The 16,268-nt window shown below is 69.2% G+C and carries 19 protein-coding genes and 1 pseudogene; 9 read left to right on the top strand and 11 right to left on the bottom strand.

Annotation, left to right across the window (positions count from 1 at the left end):
- The 3 genes and pseudogenes from ABZS69_RS66155 to ABZS69_RS66145 all read right to left on the bottom strand — a co-directional run.
- Positions 1-207 (bottom strand): annotated as a pseudogene (locus ABZS69_RS66155) (molybdate ABC transporter permease subunit); the annotation flags it as partial.
- 6 nt (positions 208-213) lie between these two features.
- Complete coding sequence (gene modA, locus ABZS69_RS66150; RefSeq protein WP_355395185.1) at positions 214-1,023, bottom strand: molybdate ABC transporter substrate-binding protein; 810 nt, start codon at positions 1,021-1,023, stop codon at positions 214-216.
- A 13-nt stretch (positions 1,024-1,036) separates the two neighbouring features.
- Positions 1,037-1,450, bottom strand: coding sequence for a helix-turn-helix transcriptional regulator (locus ABZS69_RS66145; protein WP_355395183.1), 414 nt, complete (start codon positions 1,448-1,450; stop codon positions 1,037-1,039).
- A 109-nt stretch (positions 1,451-1,559) separates the two neighbouring features.
- On the opposite strand from ABZS69_RS66145, the gene ABZS69_RS66140 reads away from it, so the two are divergent.
- Positions 1,560-2,138, top strand: a complete 579-nt coding sequence (locus ABZS69_RS66140; protein ID WP_355395180.1) for a molybdopterin-dependent oxidoreductase — start codon at positions 1,560-1,562, stop codon at positions 2,136-2,138.
- A 399-nt stretch (positions 2,139-2,537) separates the two neighbouring features.
- Here ABZS69_RS66140 and ABZS69_RS66135 read toward each other — a convergent pair whose 3' ends face one another.
- Positions 2,538-3,923 carry a nucleobase:cation symporter-2 family protein gene (locus tag ABZS69_RS66135; protein WP_355395177.1) on the bottom strand — a complete coding sequence of 462 codons (1,386 nt, stop codon included), beginning with the start codon at positions 3,921-3,923 and terminating at the stop codon, positions 2,538-2,540.
- Positions 3,924-4,404: 481 nt separating this feature from the next.
- Between ABZS69_RS66135 and ABZS69_RS66130 the strand changes: the two genes are divergently transcribed.
- The 5 genes from ABZS69_RS66130 (at position 4,405) to ABZS69_RS66110 (ending at position 9,225) form a co-directional block, all read left to right on the top strand.
- Positions 4,405-5,769, top strand: a complete 1,365-nt coding sequence (locus ABZS69_RS66130) for a DUF1152 domain-containing protein (protein ID WP_355395174.1) — start codon at positions 4,405-4,407, stop codon at positions 5,767-5,769.
- Positions 5,770-5,844: 75 nt separating this feature from the next.
- The gene (gene hisG / locus ABZS69_RS66125; RefSeq protein ID WP_355395171.1) at positions 5,845-6,501 is read left to right on the top strand and encodes an ATP phosphoribosyltransferase; all 657 of its coding nucleotides are present in this window, start codon (positions 5,845-5,847) and stop codon (positions 6,499-6,501) included.
- Between the two features lie 152 nt (positions 6,502-6,653).
- Positions 6,654-7,340 carry a class I SAM-dependent methyltransferase gene (locus ABZS69_RS66120; RefSeq protein ID WP_355395168.1) on the top strand — a complete coding sequence of 229 codons (687 nt, stop codon included), beginning with the start codon at positions 6,654-6,656 and terminating at the stop codon, positions 7,338-7,340.
- Positions 7,337-8,575 carry an FAD-dependent monooxygenase gene (locus ABZS69_RS66115; protein WP_355395165.1) on the top strand — a complete coding sequence of 413 codons (1,239 nt, stop codon included), beginning with the start codon at positions 7,337-7,339 and terminating at the stop codon, positions 8,573-8,575. The genes ABZS69_RS66120 and ABZS69_RS66115 overlap by 4 nt, the downstream gene beginning before the upstream one ends.
- Positions 8,576-8,586: 11 nt before the next feature.
- The gene (locus ABZS69_RS66110) at positions 8,587-9,225 is read left to right on the top strand and encodes a 2'-5' RNA ligase family protein (RefSeq protein WP_355395162.1); all 639 of its coding nucleotides are present in this window, start codon (positions 8,587-8,589) and stop codon (positions 9,223-9,225) included.
- A 55-nt stretch (positions 9,226-9,280) separates the two neighbouring features.
- Here ABZS69_RS66110 and ABZS69_RS66105 read toward each other — a convergent pair whose 3' ends face one another.
- From ABZS69_RS66105 to ABZS69_RS66095, 3 genes are read right to left on the bottom strand one after another with little or no spacing between them, the layout of a single operon-like run.
- Entirely contained in the window at positions 9,281-9,892 is a 612-nt protein-coding gene (locus tag ABZS69_RS66105) for a maleylpyruvate isomerase family mycothiol-dependent enzyme (protein ID WP_355395159.1), read from the bottom strand.
- A 47-nt stretch (positions 9,893-9,939) separates the two neighbouring features.
- Positions 9,940-10,083: a hypothetical protein gene (locus ABZS69_RS66100; protein ID WP_355395156.1), complete on the bottom strand. Its 144-nt coding sequence runs from the start codon at positions 10,081-10,083 to the stop codon at positions 9,940-9,942.
- A 7-nt stretch (positions 10,084-10,090) separates the two neighbouring features.
- Positions 10,091-10,996 carry a cytochrome P450 gene (locus tag ABZS69_RS66095; protein ID WP_355395153.1) on the bottom strand — a complete coding sequence of 302 codons (906 nt, stop codon included), beginning with the start codon at positions 10,994-10,996 and terminating at the stop codon, positions 10,091-10,093.
- Positions 10,997-11,031: 35 nt separating this feature from the next.
- Here ABZS69_RS66095 and ABZS69_RS66090 point away from each other — a divergent pair, with 35 nt between their 5' ends.
- Complete coding sequence (locus ABZS69_RS66090) at positions 11,032-11,532, top strand: hypothetical protein (protein ID WP_355395150.1); 501 nt, start codon at positions 11,032-11,034, stop codon at positions 11,530-11,532.
- A gap of 103 nt (positions 11,533-11,635) precedes the next feature.
- Here ABZS69_RS66090 and ABZS69_RS66085 read toward each other — a convergent pair whose 3' ends face one another.
- On the bottom strand, positions 11,636-12,265 hold the full coding sequence (locus ABZS69_RS66085) for a TetR/AcrR family transcriptional regulator (protein WP_355395147.1): 630 nt from the start codon (positions 12,263-12,265) through the stop codon (positions 11,636-11,638).
- 82 nt (positions 12,266-12,347) lie between these two features.
- Between ABZS69_RS66085 and ABZS69_RS66080 the strand changes: the two genes are divergently transcribed.
- On the top strand, positions 12,348-13,322 hold the full coding sequence (locus tag ABZS69_RS66080; RefSeq protein ID WP_355395144.1) for an aldo/keto reductase: 975 nt from the start codon (positions 12,348-12,350) through the stop codon (positions 13,320-13,322).
- Positions 13,323-13,422: 100 nt separating this feature from the next.
- Here ABZS69_RS66080 and ABZS69_RS66075 read toward each other — a convergent pair whose 3' ends face one another.
- Genes ABZS69_RS66075 through ABZS69_RS66065 form a run of 3 tightly spaced genes read right to left on the bottom strand, consistent with a single transcriptional unit; the run spans position 13,423 to position 16,002 of the window.
- Positions 13,423-14,628 (bottom strand): cytochrome P450, encoded by a 1,206-nt coding sequence (locus tag ABZS69_RS66075; protein ID WP_355395141.1) that lies wholly within the window; start codon positions 14,626-14,628, stop codon positions 13,423-13,425.
- A gap of 10 nt (positions 14,629-14,638) precedes the next feature.
- The gene (locus ABZS69_RS66070) at positions 14,639-15,808 is read right to left on the bottom strand and encodes an FAD-dependent oxidoreductase (protein WP_355395138.1); all 1,170 of its coding nucleotides are present in this window, start codon (positions 15,806-15,808) and stop codon (positions 14,639-14,641) included.
- On the bottom strand, positions 15,805-16,002 hold the full coding sequence (locus ABZS69_RS66065; protein ID WP_355395135.1) for a ferredoxin: 198 nt from the start codon (positions 16,000-16,002) through the stop codon (positions 15,805-15,807). Before ABZS69_RS66065 ends, ABZS69_RS66070 begins: the two co-directional genes overlap by 4 nt.
- 102 nt (positions 16,003-16,104) lie before the next feature.
- Between ABZS69_RS66065 and ABZS69_RS66060 the strand changes: the two genes are divergently transcribed.
- Positions 16,105-16,268: TetR family transcriptional regulator (locus ABZS69_RS66060; RefSeq protein ID WP_355395187.1), on the top strand; the 164-nt coding region annotated here is incomplete at its 3' end.

The following is a 16,268-nucleotide window of genomic DNA, read 5'->3' as shown; positions in this document are numbered from 1 at the left end:
CTCGGCCAGCCGCCGCACCAGCGTGGACCAGGGGGCGCGGATCAGCAGCCCGGCCAGCGGCAGCACCAGGAACGCCAGCCCGACCAGCGCCGGCACGACCAGCATCCACGGCAGCCGCCCGGAGACCTCGCGGCCCGTGGCCGGACCCCCGGCGGGCCCGCCACGCGGACCCGCCGAGTCGAGCTGTTCCGGCGCCGAAGAGCTCATCCTGGATCAGGGAGCCTCGAAGCCGGCCTTGGTCAGCACGTCCTTGCCCTGCTGCGACAGCACCAGGTCCACGAACTGCTTGGCCAGGTCACCGGCCGGCGCCTTGGCCAGGGTGGCGATCGGATAGTCGTTGATCGCCTTGTCCGCCTCCGGGAACTCGATACCCTGCACCTTGCCCGCCGAGGCGATCACGTCGGTCTTGTAGACCAGCGCCGCGTCCACCTCGCCCAGCTCGACCTTGGTCAGCGTGGCCTTGACGTCCTGCTCCAGCGTCACGGGCTTGACCTTGAGCCCGGCCGCGTCCAGCGCCTTGACCGCCGCCGCCCCGCACGGCACCTGCTCGGCGCACAACGCCACCTTCACCTTGCTGTCGGTGAGGTCCTTGAGCTCGTCCACCTTGGCCGGATTGTCCTTCGGCACGGCGATCTCCAGCTTGTTACGCACGAACGTGGTCGGCGAACTCGCCAGCGACGCGTCAGTGACCGTCTTCATCGTGGCCGGGCTCGCCGCGGCGAACACGTCCGCCGGTGCCCCTTGCGTGATCTGCTGGGCCAGCGTCGCGCTGGAGCCGAAGTTGAACTTCACCGTCGTACCCGGGTGCGCGGCCTCGAAGGTCTTGCCGAGTTCGGTGAACGTACCGGTCAGCGAGGCCGCCGCGAACACCGTCACCTCCTTGGCCCCGCCGCCGCCCGCGGAAGCCGACGCGGAGGCCGAGGCCGAGGTCGTGGCCGGTTCGCCGGAGCCGCAACCGGACAGGCCCGCCAGCGCGAGTGCGACGGGCAGGGCGATCGCCCATCGGGAAAGACGCCTGAACACCAAGGGGGGCTCCTCACAAATAGCTGGCCACGCGCTCGTGACCGGGAATCTCCACGACGACGTTGGTGGACTTGATCACGGCGACCGCCACCACGCCCACCTCCAGGCCCAGCTCGTCCGCGGCCTGGCGGCTCATCAGCGACACCACCCGGAACGGCCCGGCGGCGATCTCCACCTGCGCCATCACCGCATCGCGGATCACGTCGGTGACGATCCCGCGAAAGCGGTTACGCGCCGAGGAACGGCTGCCATCGCCGCTCTCCTCGATCTGCGAGCGGGCGAAAGCGGCCAGGTCGGCGCCGTTGACCTGGCGGTGGCCGTGTTCGTCCCGCTCGGCTCCCAGCCGACCCGCGTCCACCCACCGGCGGACGGTGTCAGCGCTGACCCCGAGCAGCGCCGCGGCCTCGCTGATCCGAAACGTCGTCACAAGCCTCACGATACCCTCCGCACATTCCAGCCTGAATACCGGTCTTCCACCGCATCAGCGGCATGATCTACCGTTCTGCCATGGCATCCACGAGATCGGAGAGCACCTCATGACCCTCGGTACCTCCCGCCGCCGGGCCGCCGCGGTCGCGCTCGCGTCCGCGCTGCTGACCGCGCTCGCGCCGCTTCCCGCCACCGCGTCCACGGGCGGCTCATCCGCCGGCTCATCCGCCGGCCGGCAGAGCGCTGCTGGAACGGTCAAGGTTCGCGGACAGGTCGAGCACCCGCGCTCGTTCACGATGGCGCGGTTGCGGAGCCTTCCCCAGCACACCGTCCGCGTGCGCTACCAGACCTCCCACGGCCCGGAGAAGCACACCTTCACCGGCCCCCTGCTCGCCGACGTCCTCAAACCGACCGAGCCCCGCATCGACCCCGGCCTCAAGAACGCGCAGCTACGCCTGGTCGTCACCGCCACCGGCTCCGACGGCTACCGCGCCACCCTCGCCTGGGCCGAACTCGACCCGTCCTTCTCCGGCAAGAAGGTCCTGCTCGCCGTCGCCCAGGACGGCGCGAAGCTGGACAAGGAAGGCCCGCGCCTGGTCGTGCCCGGCGACGTCAAGGGCGGCCGCTACGTCAGCGGCGTCGTCCGCCTGTACGTCGGCGACACCGACGCCCTCGACCCCGCCTGACCCACCCCCACAGACTGCCCACCGCCGCCGGCCGCGGCCTCACCACGATCGTCACCGGCCCCGTGCTGCGCATGAAGCTGCCGCGCTCCCCGCACGCCCGCGCCCGCATCGTCTCGATCGACACGTCGGAGGCCCTCGGCGTTCACCCGTCACGATGCGCCGGAACGGCTCTTCTCCACCGCCCGCCACGAGCACCCGGAGGAGGACCCCGGACGACACCGTCCGCTACGTCGGCCGGCGCGTCGCCCACAGCCCCGCGACCGGGTGTGGCCGGCCCTGCGCGACGCGGCCGCGGCGTCGCCGCAACCCCGGTAGGCGTCCTGCGAGGTTCGCCCGGGATGCGGCGAGCTGCTGTGCCCGCCGAACCGGACGCTCTACGCCATCGCGCCGGCCGGAGGCTCACGGCGTGTCCGCCACGGGGAGCACGGCCTCCTTCTCCACGGCGGCTTCGGCCGTCCTCCGTCTCGGCGTGTGGTTGAACAGCAGGTTCAGCAGGAACACCGCCGCGGTCGCGCTGGTGATGGCACTGCCGCCGACGATCTGCACCCAGGTCGGGAAGGCGTGGTAGATCGACGGAGCCATGACGGGCAGCATGCCGACGCCGATGGAGACGGCGACGATCAGCAGGTTGTTCGTGCCCTCGAACTTCACCTTGCGCAACGTGTCGATGCCCACCGCGGTGACCGTGGCGAACATGACCAGCCCGGCCGCGCCCACCACCGGGCCGGGGAGGGCGGCGACGACCTCACCCAGCTTGGGCACCAGCCCGAGCAGCAGCAGGATGCCTCCGGCGACGGCGGCCACGTACCGGCTGCGGACCTTGGTCATGCCGACGAGGCCGACGTTCTGGGCGAACACGGTGTCCACGAACCCGTTCATGACGCCGCCGAGGACCCCGGACATGCCGTCGCCGGCCAGGCCGCGGGCCAGGTCGCGGTTGGAGAGCGGGCGGCCGGTCATCTCGCCCACCGCGAGCATGTCGGCGGTGGACTCGGTGAACGTCACCAGCATCACCACGCACATGGACACCACGGCGGCGATGGGGAACTGCGGGGCGCCGAAATGGAAGGGCGCGGCGACACCGAGCCAGTCTGCGGCGCCGACCCCGGAGAAGTCCGTCAACCCCATCGGAACGGCGACCAGGGTGCCGCCGACCAGCCCCAGCAGCACGCCCACCTGAGACAGGAACCCGCTGGTGAAGCGGCTGACGAGCACGATGAACAGCACGATGCCGGCGGCCAGGGCCAGGTGCGAGGGCCGCGCGTAGTCCTTGGCGGTGGGGTCCTGGCCCGCGATCAGCCCGGCCGCCACGCCGATCAGGGAGAGCCCGATGACGGTGATGACCGTGCCGCTGACCAGGGGTGGGAAGAAACGCACCGCGCGGGCGAAGGGCACCGCCACCAGCAGCCCGAAGACTCCGGCGGCGATCATCGACCCGTACACGGCCTGCATGCCGTACTCGCTCGCGATGAGGATCATCGGGGTCACGGCGGTGAAGGTGGCACCCGCGACGACCGGCAGGCGCACGCCCAGCACCTTGCCGACGCCGAGCGCCTGGATCAGCGTGACCAGGCCCGCCACCAGCAGGTCGGCGTTGATCAGCAGGCCGATGGTGGCGGTGTCCAGCTTGGCCGCCGACCCGAAGACCAGGGGGACGGTGACGCACCCCGTGTACATGACCAGCACGTGCTGAAGACCGAGCATCCCCAGCCGGGCGGGTGGCAGCGTCTGGTCGACGGGATGCCGGGCGGATTCGGGTGCGGAGGGAGGAAGAGCCTGCGACATGGAGCCTCCGAGGCGGAGCGGGGAAGGGCGGAGGAGAGCTGAGGCGGCCGGAGATGGGGTCGACGGACGTCGGGGATCACAAGCGGTTGGGCAGCGGGGCTCGGACCTCAAGCCCAGAGCGGCGCGAGGCGAGACGCCCACGTTCGGGACTCATCGCACTCCTCCCCCGGCGTTCTGATCTGTGCGTGCTTGGCGGGAACAGTGACAGACATCCATGACGCGGGAATTCCGCCGGTGTTAACAGCACGAGATCGTCCACGTATGCCCATCTTTCGAGTTCAGCGGCAGTAACGGCCGCCTGTGTTGAAGTCCCCGATCAACGCATCGCGAAAACCGAACCAGGGGAAGGGCCGTGAGGAGCGGTTCGGCCCGGCGGACGGCACGGAGGTACGGCGGGCCAGGACCGGACGATCGGGGCCGTCGAACTGGGCGACAATGCGGCCCTTCCGGTCGGCGATTCACGCCCTGGCGACTCGATGTGATGTCCGGCAAATGCCCGGTGAATGCCCTGGGACACGCATGGCCGACAATGCAGAATTTGCTGAAACAGAGCAACACATCGAGAGGTTCACATTCGCGAAGGGCCGGTAGACAGGCAATTCTTGCGATGGCCCGAACGTTTGCCGGCGTCAACTGGACGACACCGTATAAGACGCGAAAAGGCAACCTCGGCCGAGGCACAGGCCCGGCCAGGTGCGTACTGACGGGAGACATGTTGGCAAGGCGGTTATGTGTCGCATCCGGCGGCTCCGGTGATCTGATCGCCGCTTGGGCGCTTTCACAACTCCCCTCTCTGGACCAGACGATCGCATTCGCCGCGCCCGTCTGGGAGCGGTCGGCTCTCGATCCGCGTCCCGGGCCACGAGGACCTGGTGACCTCTCCGGTCTCGTCCGAGATCCTCGCGGCCGGCGCATAGCCCCCACGACGTCGCTTCCCGGTGGATGGTCTCCCCTGCCGAGGTTCGTCGAGGTTTCGGGCTCCGACGTGTTCTTCTTGGACGTCACCGAGGGTGTCGAGAACCTGGGCCGGCAACTGGCCAGACTGTGTGCGCAGACCGAGGTCGACGTGATCGAACTGGTTGACGTCGGCGGCGACGTGCTCGCCACCGGGGACGAACCGGGGCTGCGCAGTCCGGCGCTGGACGCGGTTCTGCTGGCCGCGTGCGACGCGAGTGGGATCGAAGCGGTCGTGACCGTGGTCGGCGCCGGCCTGGACGGTGAGTTGTCCCCGGCGGAGCTCAGGCGGGCGCAGGCCGAGCTCCCCCTGATCAATGAGCAGGTCATTCCGCGCAGCGTGGCGAGACGCACGTACGCGGATCTCGCCTGGTTTCCCAGCGAGGCGAGCCTGATGATGCTGCTGGCCTGCCAGGGGCTCGTGGCCACGGTGGACATCAAGGCGGGCCTGGACCCGGTGGTTCTGGACCGTGACGCGTCCATCGCGCGCACCTACCTCCTGCGCGCGGTGGCCCGGCGCAGTCGGCTCGTTCGGACAGTACGCAATGCGACGTCCTTCGAAGAAGTCGACGTCGCTCTGTCGAATGCCGGACAGGTCTCCGAACTCGCCGGTGAGCGTCTCTTCGTGAAAAGGAATGCCGCTCTTCCCTCTCCGTCCGAGGTGTCCACCGCGCTCGCGCATTTGGACGGTCAGGTCACACATACGAGTCTCCGGCGCTGCGCCCGTATTTTCGGCGCGTCGAGTCGAGCTCAGGTCGACGCCCTCGATGCGATGATCCGACGCAGTTTCGCGGCCGCCTATCGGAAGCCCTTGGTGCCGACCTTCCTGTTGCAGGAGTTCGGTTTCAAGCTCCATGCGGCCCGGGGGTGCGACGTGGAGGTTGCTCAGTGAACCTGGCGCCGGGCGGAGACGGGATCGGCTTTTGCCGCTGCGTTTTCTCATCCACACGATCGGGGGAAGCTGGTAATGCTGCGCACAACCGGGGTCGCGAACCTCACGCGCTTCGGCGACCTCGCCGGGGAGAGCAGGGTCATCCTCGGCGTTCCGAACACCGGCCGCCTCCTTGAGGAAGTGGCCACGCTCACGGGCTCGCTCCTTGGGGAGGCCGGCGGCCGCAGTCTGAGGTTCGACACCGAGGATCTCATCGTCATCTGCGCCCGATCCAACGATCTCCCCTATCTGGCGGCCAACGGCCTGGCCGACCTGGTGATCACCGGATTCGACTACGTTGTCGAGGCCGGTGTGGACCTCGTGGAACTCCACGACACCGGATATCAGCGATGCAGCGTGGGCATCCTCGGCGCGGAGGAATGCCGTGACTGGCGGACCCGCGAGCGGATCACGGTGGCCACCCAGTATCCCGCCATCGCGGCCCGCTATTTCGATCAGCCGGGTCTGCCCTCATGCGAGTTGTTGGTGGTCAGCGGTGCGGCGGAACTCTATGCCCGCACGGGCATCGTCGACCTGATCGTGGATGCGCACATGACCGGTATGACCGCCAAGGCCAACGGGCTCAGCTATCTGGAAACGATTCTGGAGACCTCGGGACGGGTTTTCGCGAGACCGGGGTGGACCGAGTCGCCGAAGAACATCCAGGAGGTGTGCCGGATGCTGACTCGATGACGCGTTTCGAGGAATCTCCTTGCGACCATTCCGCATCCAAGAGCCTCGCATGAAGGGAATCCTTGATGAACCCGGCCAGACAGAGTGCCGCTTCTCCCGAGCAGCACTGGTCCGAGGCGTACTACGGGCACGGGTCGTGGTATTCGCGGTCCGTGGCGAACATTCTCACGCCCGAACGGACCTCCCGCGAGATCGACTTCCTCATGCGGTCATGCACGTTGGGCACCGGCTCGCACGTGCTCGATCTCGGCTGCGGCGAAGGACGTCACCTGCACGAGTTCGGCAGGCGTGGGGTGCGCGCGACGGGCATCGATCAGAGTCCGACCAGCGTGACCGCAGCGCGCGCCGCCTGCGCGGGACTGCCCGTGAACGTGCTGGAAGGCGATATGCGGACGCCTCCAGCCGGCAATTATGAAGCGGTTCTCTGCTTGTACAACACATTCGCTCTCATCGGGCAGCGGGAAGTGCCGGAGGTGCTGGCCCGATGGGCCGGCTGCCTCGACGCGGGCGGACACCTGGTCCTCGACGTCTGGAACGCCGACGCCATCAGAACGGAGCCAGAGCACACGCAGAGAAACTGGCAGACGGACGACATCCGCGTTAAAGAGGACCGCACCGTTGTGAATGCCGGCCGGGCGCTGCGCATCGACTATTCCTATTCCGACGGCTCCAGCCATGCGACTTTCTCGGGGATCTTCGAGTTGTACACCGCGGCCGAGCTTGAACCCCTGCTCGCGCAGGCGGGTTTGACCATGACCTCTGCTCACGGATCGCTGACCGGAGATCCCCTCGACCCACAGGACAGTCCACGGGTTGTCGTCGTCGGCACGAAGCGGTGACCGAATCCGTCCCGTCCGCGAGTGGAGGCGGCCGCATCGTCGTGGCGGGCAGCGGGATCGCCGCGCTGTCCTCAGCGCTGCTGCTGGCACAGGCGGGCCGGGAGGTGGTGCTGATCGACCCCGCTCCCGCCCGTTCGACCGAGGATCCGTGCGCCTCGGGTGTCGCGCAGATCAGGCATCCTCACGGGATGCTGGGCAAGGGGTTGGCCGTGCTCGGCGAGCAGCTTCCCGCGGTGCTTGAACGGGTGCTGAGAATCGGCGGCACCGTGGTGAGTCTGCTCGAAGGTGGTGGTCCGCCGGTCGGCACGCTGCTCATGGAGCGCTGGATGCTCGACGCGGCCTTACGCGCGGAGGCCGTACGGGCGAAAGCAGTGCGCGTACTGAGCGGTTCTCGCCTCGTCGACGTCACGGCGGCCGGGCAAACGGCACGCGCGCAGGTGCGGCGGCGGCCTGGGGGCTCGATGACCTTGACCGCTGCATGTGTGATCGACGCGACCGGCACGCACGGACGCACCTGGACCGCGGAGTCCACCGCGATCAGAGAGCAGCACGGGTCACCCCGCGATTTCCACTCGGTCCGCTACCGGCTCGTGCCGGGTGCGCGGGTGCCGCCTCTGTCCAGCGTGGTCACCGGGCGAATGCGGCTGCCTGACGGCGCGGAGGCGTCCATCATTCGCGGCCCGGGGGACATCTTTCACGCGGTCGTGACCTGCGGCCCGCAGTGGCCCATGCGACGGCGCCTCAGAGATCCCGCATTTCATGCCACGATCTTCAGAAGTGTTCCCGGCCTGGGGCCCTGGACATTCCCCGAATCGAGCACCCCGACGTCACCTGTGCTGAGCTTCGCGAGCCGGGGCAATCGATGGACCGCCGTTTCCGAGGACGTGACGGCGGTCGTACGAGCCGGAGACGCGTTGTTCACCACCAATCCCGCACACGGGCGCGGGATCAGCCACGCGCTCTCGCAAAGCCTCATGCTGGCGCGGGCGCTCGGTCAGGGCGACGACCTCCGCGCGGGCATCGCGGCCTACCGCGAAGAGGTGCGCGAGCACCTTCGGCCGTGGTTCGACGACAGCGTGCTGCTCGATGACACCACACCCGAGGGGGTCGTCCATCGGGCGCGGCTGGCCCGGCTCAAAGAACTGGCTGCCCGAGATCCGAGGCTGAACCGGATGACGCTCGAACGTCACCACCTCCTCAGAGGCAGCGCGCTTCCGTCTTTAGCAGCGAACTGAGGGAGACAAGCATGGACAGGTTCATCCAGGGCAACGCCGTCTGGCCGGAGGGCATCACGAAGCTGCACGTCTATCTGGTCCCCGACCTTGAGCTGAACAAGGAACTCGCGGCCCTGGTCCAGGACTGCCGGGCGGTCATCGGCCGGTTCCCGGGTGTCCAGATCGTCCCCGACGCCTGGTTGAAGGCCACCCTGCAGCTGATCACGGGAGTCACGGGGGCGGAGATCGGCGCCCAGGAGCGAGAGGCGCTGGGTGAGGCCCTGGCCGCCGCGCTCGCCGAGGTCGAACCCTTCACGCTTTCGGTGGGCCCGGCGCTCGCCGGCGCCACGGGAGTGGCCCTGGACCTCGACCAGGATCTGCCAGGGCAGCGGCTCCACGAATGCTACGAGCGGGTGCGTGCCGCCGTCGTCTCCGTGCTGGGCACCGGGTCGGTCGAGTATTCAGCCCTCCCCCCGCACCTCACGCTCGGCTACGGGCTCGAATCGTTCGACTCGGGCCCCGTGCAGGAAGCTCTTCGCCGCCAGGTACGCCCTGGACGGGCGACTTGGCTCCTGAACGAGGTGTGGCTCGTCGAGGTGACGCAGGATGTGGCGGACAACCAGTATCGCTGGCTTCATCCGGCCTGCCGCATTCAACTTGGCCTCCGGTAGGCACTCAAAGGGAGTTGGTCGGTTCGGCGGCTGAGGGGCCGTCTCGGGTGGAGGGTCAAACGGCGGTGTGTGCGGCTCGGAGCGCGGCGACGGCGTCGGCGTCGCCTTCGAGAGTGACCTGGGCCGTGTCACGGCGCCCGCTGAGATACAGCAGCAGCTCGGTCGGTTCACCGCTGAGCACGGCGCCTCCGGCCGAACCGAACTGACGAGGCTTGCCCTCGGGCCGGCGCAGCTCCAAGCCGTACGGTCGGATCTGGCGGGCGGCCCGCCGGCCGGTGAAGCCGGTCATCCGCCAGGCGAGCGCTTCGAGGTCGGGACGGTCGATCCGCCGGCCTCGGCCGTTGGCTCGCCGAACGTCTTCGTGGTGGATGAAGTACTCGACGCCGTTCATCAGTGTGCGGATCCCGGGCAGGCGCCACGGAACCAGCGGGGCACCACCGCGCAGCCGATCGATCAGGGCCGCGAGGCCCTTGGCCTTCTCGATCGCCATTCGTTCGTCGGTCCATCGCGCGAAGTGCTCGCGCAGCACCAGGTGCGCGGCCAGGTCGAGCGTGGTCCACCCCGCGCACAGCGTCGGGGCGTCCGGCCCGAGCTCGGCCAGAAGGTCGCACAACTCCTGGCGCTCCCGCAGGTCGAGAGGCAATCTCCGCTCATGTGCGGTACTCATTGGGTTTCTCCCTCCACATCGATGCGTCCGCCGGTCGGCGGGCTTACTCACATGTTGTAGCCCCCGTTGACGCCGATGGCCTGGCCGGCCTCGTCGGAGCAGAGAAACGCGCATGTGAGGTCGACGGCGAGCCCCATGCCGGACGCGGCGCCGGTGACCGCGGCCGCCCGGCTGCTGTGCAGGTCGCTCATGGTGGCGTCACCAACCGACCGGCAGCTCGTGGACGCCGTACGTGGCCATCTCGTTCCGGAACTTCAACCGCTCGGCCGGCACGGCCAGCTTCAGCCCCGGCAGCCGGCGCAGCAGTGCGGGCAGGGCGATTTCCAGCTCCGTACGCGCGAGCGTCTGTCCCAGGCACTGGTGAACGCCGTAGCCGAAGGCGAGGTGCCCGCGGGCGTTGCGGGCGAGGTCGAGCCGGTCGGGATCGGTGAAGTACGCCGCGTCCCGGTTGCCCGCGGACAGGTTCATGACCACCTGCTCTCCGGCCCGGATCAGTTGCCCGCCGACGGTGAGATCCTCGAGGGCCACCCGCACGATCAGGTCTTGGACGATGGTCAGATAACGTAGCAGCTCTTCGACCGCGTTCGCGATCACGGCCGGGTCCTCGGCGTCGCGGATCCGGGCCAGCGCCTCGGGGTCCCGCAGGAGGGCGAGGGCCGACAGGCTGATCATGTTGGCCGTGGTCTCGTGCCCGGCGATCAGCAGGACGATCCCGTTCACCGCCGCTGTTTCGCGGCTGATCTCGCCGGTGGTGACCCGCTCGGCGATCAGCCTGCTGAGGAGGTCGTCCCCCGGCTCACGTTCCTTGCGCGCCACCAGTTCGAGCAGGTAGAGGTAGAGCCCCGCGCTGGCCGCCTCCTTCTCCTCCGCCGAGGCGTTGACGTTGACCACGACGGCGCTGTGTTCCTGGAAGAGCTCGTGGTCGGCGTAGGGCACTCCGAGCAGCAGCGAGATCACCAGTGACGGGACGGGCAGCGCGTAATCGGCGACGAGGTCCGCCGGCTGCCCCTTGCCGATCATCTTGTCGAGGATGTCGTTCACCATCTCCTGGATCTGCGGGCGCATCGCCTGCACCCGCCTGACGGTGAAATCCTTGGTCAACATCCGGCGCAGGCGGGCGTGCTCCGGATCGGGCCGGGGTGGGCATCGCGACGCTCTACCGCCGGTTTCCCGAGAGGGAGGAGCTCATCCGGGCGGCCATCGACCAGATCATGGCGGAGATGATCTCCCCGGCCACCGAGCAGGCACTCGGCGACGAGAACCCCAGACGCGGGCTGGTCACCTTGCTGGAGGCCGCGATGTCCGTAGCGGCCCGCGAGCGAAACACCCTGGCCGCCGCGAAAGACATGCGCGCCATCACCGCGGAGGTGGCCGACCGGTTCTTCGAGTCGCTGACCCTGCTCACGCGCCGGGGCCAGCAGGCAGGCCTGATCCGTGCCGATCTCCTGCCCGACGACCTGCGCACGATCGTGGGCATGCTCATCGGCGCGCTGTGGACGACGGACCCCGACAGCGATGGCTGGCGGCGCTACGTCACGCTCCTGCTCGACGCCCTGTCCCCGAGCGCGGCCAGCCCGCTGCCGGCCGCGGCGCCGCTGACACTGAAGCCGGACCACTGGCCCGTCCCGGCCGACCATTAGGACTCACCGTCCGCACGGGCAACGCGCCCACGGAGGAGTTCAGCACACCCGAAGCGGCGGCGCCACGGGTCACGCCCGGGATGTGTACGCGCTGGAGCGCCGTTCAGGAGTCTTCGCGCAGGCGCAGCAGATGCCCGGTGATATGGTCCCTGGCCGCGGTGACGGCGCGGGCCGCATGATCCTCGACACCCCGCGGCGGGCGGGCACCCTTCAACAGGAGGGTGGCGTAGCCGTGCGTGGTGGACAGGTGCACGTAGACGAAATCGGCGGTGTCGGCCCAGGAGGTGTCCTGGGGCAGGACGTCCGAGGCCAGGGTCATGAGGGCGGCCGTGAAGCGGCGGGTCTCTTCCTGGATCGCCTGGCGGTGGGGCTCGGCGAAATCGTAGGAGTAGAGCAGATCGAGGCCGGCGCGGTGGCCCAGCACGTAGCGGGTGTAGGCGCCCGCGGTGGCGGCGAGGCGGTCCACCGGATCGGGCCCGGCCCCCTCCGCCGCCTCTATGAGAACGTCGGTGATGTTGCCGATGATGCCGGCCGCGCAGGCCGCCAGCAGGGAATCCCGGTCGGGGAAGTGACGGTACGGCGCCGCCGATGACACGCCTGCGCGCGCCGCGACCTTGGCCACGGAGAAGCCCGCGACCCCCGTCTCGGCCAGGAGCGCCAGACCCTCGCGGATCAGCTCAGCACGCAGGTCGCCGTGGTGGTAGCCGCGCTTCGGCGTTGTGGATCTGCTCACGGCGATCGATTCTCCCTCCCTTTCAATGTTAGAGTACTCTTACTTAATGTTAGAGCACTCTCACATACAAGGGCGGAGCAGCATGAAGCAGCGGACCCTCGGACAGCAGGGGCTGACGGTGTCGGCGCTGGGCTATGGCGCGATGGGCATCTCGATGGCGTACGGACCCTCGGTCGAGACCGACGGAATCACCACCGTCCGCCGTGCCCATGAGCTGGGCGTGACGTTCTTCGACACGGCCGAGCTCTACGGCCAGGGCGAGAACGAGCGCATCGTCGGCGCCGCGCTCGCGCCGGTGCGTGACGAGGTCGTCATCGCCACCAAGTTCGGCTTCGACTTCACCGGCACCCGCGAGGGCGGGGTCGACAGTCGCCCCGAGCACATCCGCGAGGTCGTGGACAACAGCCTGCGTCACCTCGGCGTCGACGTCATCGACGTGCTCTACCAGCACCGCGTCGACCCCAACGTGCCGATCGAGGACGTCGCGGGCACGGTCAAGGAGTTCATCGACGCCGGCAAGGTCCGCTACTTCGGGCTGAGCGAGGCGGGCGAGAACACCATCCGCCGCGCACACGCCGTCCAGCCCGTCTCGGTCCTGCAGACCGAATACTCCCTGTTCGAGCGGGACGTCGAGGTCCTCTTCCCGGTCCTGCGCGAGCTCGGGATCGGGTTCGTCCCCTACTCGCCGCTCGGCCGGGGCTTCCTCACCGACCAGGCCAAGCCCGGCGCCGAGTACGACCAGACCGACATGCGCAGCTGGGACGCCCGTTTCCAGCCCGGCAACTACGAAAAGAACCTCGAGGCCACCCGCCGCCTCGCCGACCTGGCCGCCGCCAAGGACGCCACCGTCGCCCAGTTCGCCCTGGCCTGGCTCCTGGCACAGGGCGACGACATCGTCCCCATCCCCGGCACCCGCAGCGTCCAGCGACTGGCGGAGAACACCGCCGCCGCCGACCTGGTCCTCGACGACACCGACCTGAAGCGCGTCGCCGAGATCCTGCCGACCGGCGGCTTCGGCGCCCGCTACCCCGAGCAGTTCCTCCCCACCTGGGACTGACCCCGTCGCCCGCGACACGAAGGCGGGACCGGTGTGCATGCAGCCGGCCAGGCGCCGGTGACGATGGCGACCCGGCCGTCGGATGGAAGGGCTGCCATGGCTACTCCCAGGTGATGGGCAGCTCGTGGACGCCGTAGATGCTCATGTCGTTGCGGAACCGGATCTCCTCCGGCGGCACGGCGAGCCGCAGGTTCGGCAGGCGGCGCAGCAGCACGGGCAGCGCGATCTCCAGCTCGGCGCGGGCGAGCGTCTGGCCGAGGCACTGGTGGACGCCGTAGCCGAAGGCCATGTGCCCGCGCGCGTTGCGGTCGATGTCGAGGGTGTCGGGGTCGTCGAGGAAGGCCGGATCGCGGTTGGCGGCGGGCAGGTTCATGATCAGCCCTTCGCCCGCGCGGACGAGCGTGCCACCGATCTCGACGTCCTCTTTGGCCACCCGGGCGACGAGACTGTGCACGATCGTCAGGTAGCGCAGCAGCTCCTCGACCGCGCCGGAGATCACCTTGGGGTCGTCGGTGTCGCGGAGGCGGGCCAGGGTGTCCGGGTTCTCCAGCAGGGCCAGGGTGCCGAGGCCGATCATGTTGGCGGTGGTCTCGTGGCCGGCGCTGAGCAGGATGAAGCTGTTCATCGCGATGGTCTCGCGGGTCAGCTCCCCGGTCGGGAGGTACTCCTGCATGAGGCGGCTGATCAGGGCGTCGTCCGGTTCGGCTTCCTTGCGGGCCACCAGCTCGTACAGGTAGCCGAAGATCTTCCCGTTGGCCTGCTGCTTCTCCTCCTCGGTGGCGGTGCGGCTCATCAGGACACCGGTGATCTCCTGGAAGAAGCCGTGGTCGGAGTACGGCACGCCGAGCAGCAGCGAGATCACCAGGGACGGGATGGGCAGCGCGTACGCCTGGACCAGGTCCGCGGTGTCGCCGCCGGCGACCATCGCGTCGATGAACTCGTTCGCCATCTTCTCGATCTCGGGCCGCAGGGCGTTGACCCGCTTGACCGTGAAGTCCTTGGTGAGCATCCGCCGCAGCACGGCGTGCTCGGGGTCGTCCATGCGGGGGAAGACCTTGGGCATGGTGTCGCCGTGATGTTCGCCATCGGCCTGCTGCGCGGCGACCTCCGCGCTGACGCGCGGGTCGGTCATCGCCGTCTTGACGTCCTCGTAGCGGCTCACCGCCCAGACCGTGTGGCCTTGCCAGTTCACCTGCCGCAAACCGCCCGCCGTACGCCACTGCGTGTACTCCGGGGCGGGGTCGAAGGGGCAGCGAGGGGCGCGGTCACCCGGGAAGATCGGGAGTTCGGTGTCAGGGGTGGTCATGGAAATCCTCCTATGCGGCGGTGGTGACGGCGGCCGCCCATGGGGTACGGGCCGCGATGAGCGCGCGCCAGGCACGCAGGAGCTTGGGAGACTTGCCGACCGCGAGCACCCCGGTCAGCCGGTCGCCCGTGCGGTAGGCGACGAGCAACTGCCGGGCCGCGAGGTCGCGGTCCAGGACAAGTGCTTCGTCGTGGTCACGCAGGTGGCCGTAGGCCTGGATCTTGACGTCGTACTGGTCCGACCAGAAGTACGGAACCGGGGCGAACGGCCGGGGTTCGCCGAGGATGGCACGGGCGACGGCCATCCCCTGCTCGGCGGCGTTGGTGCGGTGCTCGATCCGCAGGTCCGTGCCGAACAAGGGGTTGTGCCAGCGGGCCACGTCGCCGACCCCGTACACGCCGGGTGCGGCGGCGCAGTACTCGTCGCACACGAGCCCGTCGTGAACGGTCAGGCCGCTGTCGCTCAGCCATTCGGTGTTGGGCACGGAACCGATGGCCAGGAGTACGTCGTCGGCCGGGACGACGGCCCCGTCGGCCAGCCGGACACCGGTGCCGGTGATCTCGCTGACGGCGGCGCCCGTGCGGATCTCGACGCCGTGGTCGTGGTGGAGGCGGGCCAGGAACCGGCCTGTTTCCTCGCCGACGGCGAGCGCCAGCGGGACCGGCGCCGACTCCAGCATCGTCACCTCGACCCCGAGCCCACGGGCGGTGGCGGCGACTTCCGCGCCGACGAACCCGGCGCCGACGATGACCAGCCGCCGTCCCGGCCGCAGCTTTTCCCTCAGCGCCAGCGCATCCGGCAGCGTACGCAACACCTGCACCCCGTCCGGGCAGCCCGGCAGCCTGCGAGGGCGGATGCCCGTCGCGACGACCAGGGCGTCGTACGGGATGCGGGACCCGTCGGCCAGCGTCACGACGCGGTGTGCGGTGTCGAGCGCGGTCGCGGGCACGCCCAGGCGCAGCTCCAGTCCGAGATCGTCGATGGCGGCGGCCGTGCGCAGGGCCAGCCGGTCCGCCTCCCACTGCCCGGCCAGCAACTGCTTGGACAGCGGAGGCCGGTCGTAGGGAAGCTCCGGCTCGTCCCCGACGAGCGTGATCAGGCCCCGGTATCCCGTCCTGCGCAGCGTCTCCGCCGTGGCCAGACCGCCGGCTGACGCGCCGACGATCACCACCCGGTTCATGACTCAGCCAGGTGGATGGCCGCAGCGGGGCAGACCATGGCCGCTTCGCGGACGGCGTCGTGGAGCTCCGGCGCGGGCGCTTCGTCGAGGAGGACGACGACACCGTCCTCCTCACGCTGATCGAACACCTCCGGCGCGAGCAACACACACTGACCAGCGGCAACACACTTGTCGACCTCGACGCTCACCTTCACCGGAACTCCCCCATCGACAAAATCTTGCACCTGACTGCAAATTCCCTCGAAGCGAAGCTAGCACAAAACTTGCACCCGACTGCAGGTTGCTAACCTGTCCAGATGGCCACCGACACCGAGCGCCCCCTGCGCGCCGACGCCGCGCGCAACGCCCAGCGCATCCTGCGCACCGCACGCGCAGCCTTCGCAGACCTCGGCCCGGACGCGCCACTCGAAGAAATCGCCCGCCGCGCCGACGTACGCATCAGAACCCTCTACAACCACTT

The organism is Nonomuraea sp. NPDC005650, from assembly GCF_040605375.1.
Classification (GTDB): domain Bacteria; phylum Actinomycetota; class Actinomycetes; order Streptosporangiales; family Streptosporangiaceae; genus Nonomuraea.
The sequence above is the reverse complement of the archived record's forward strand: the minus strand, read 5'-3'. Positions and strand labels throughout refer to the sequence as shown.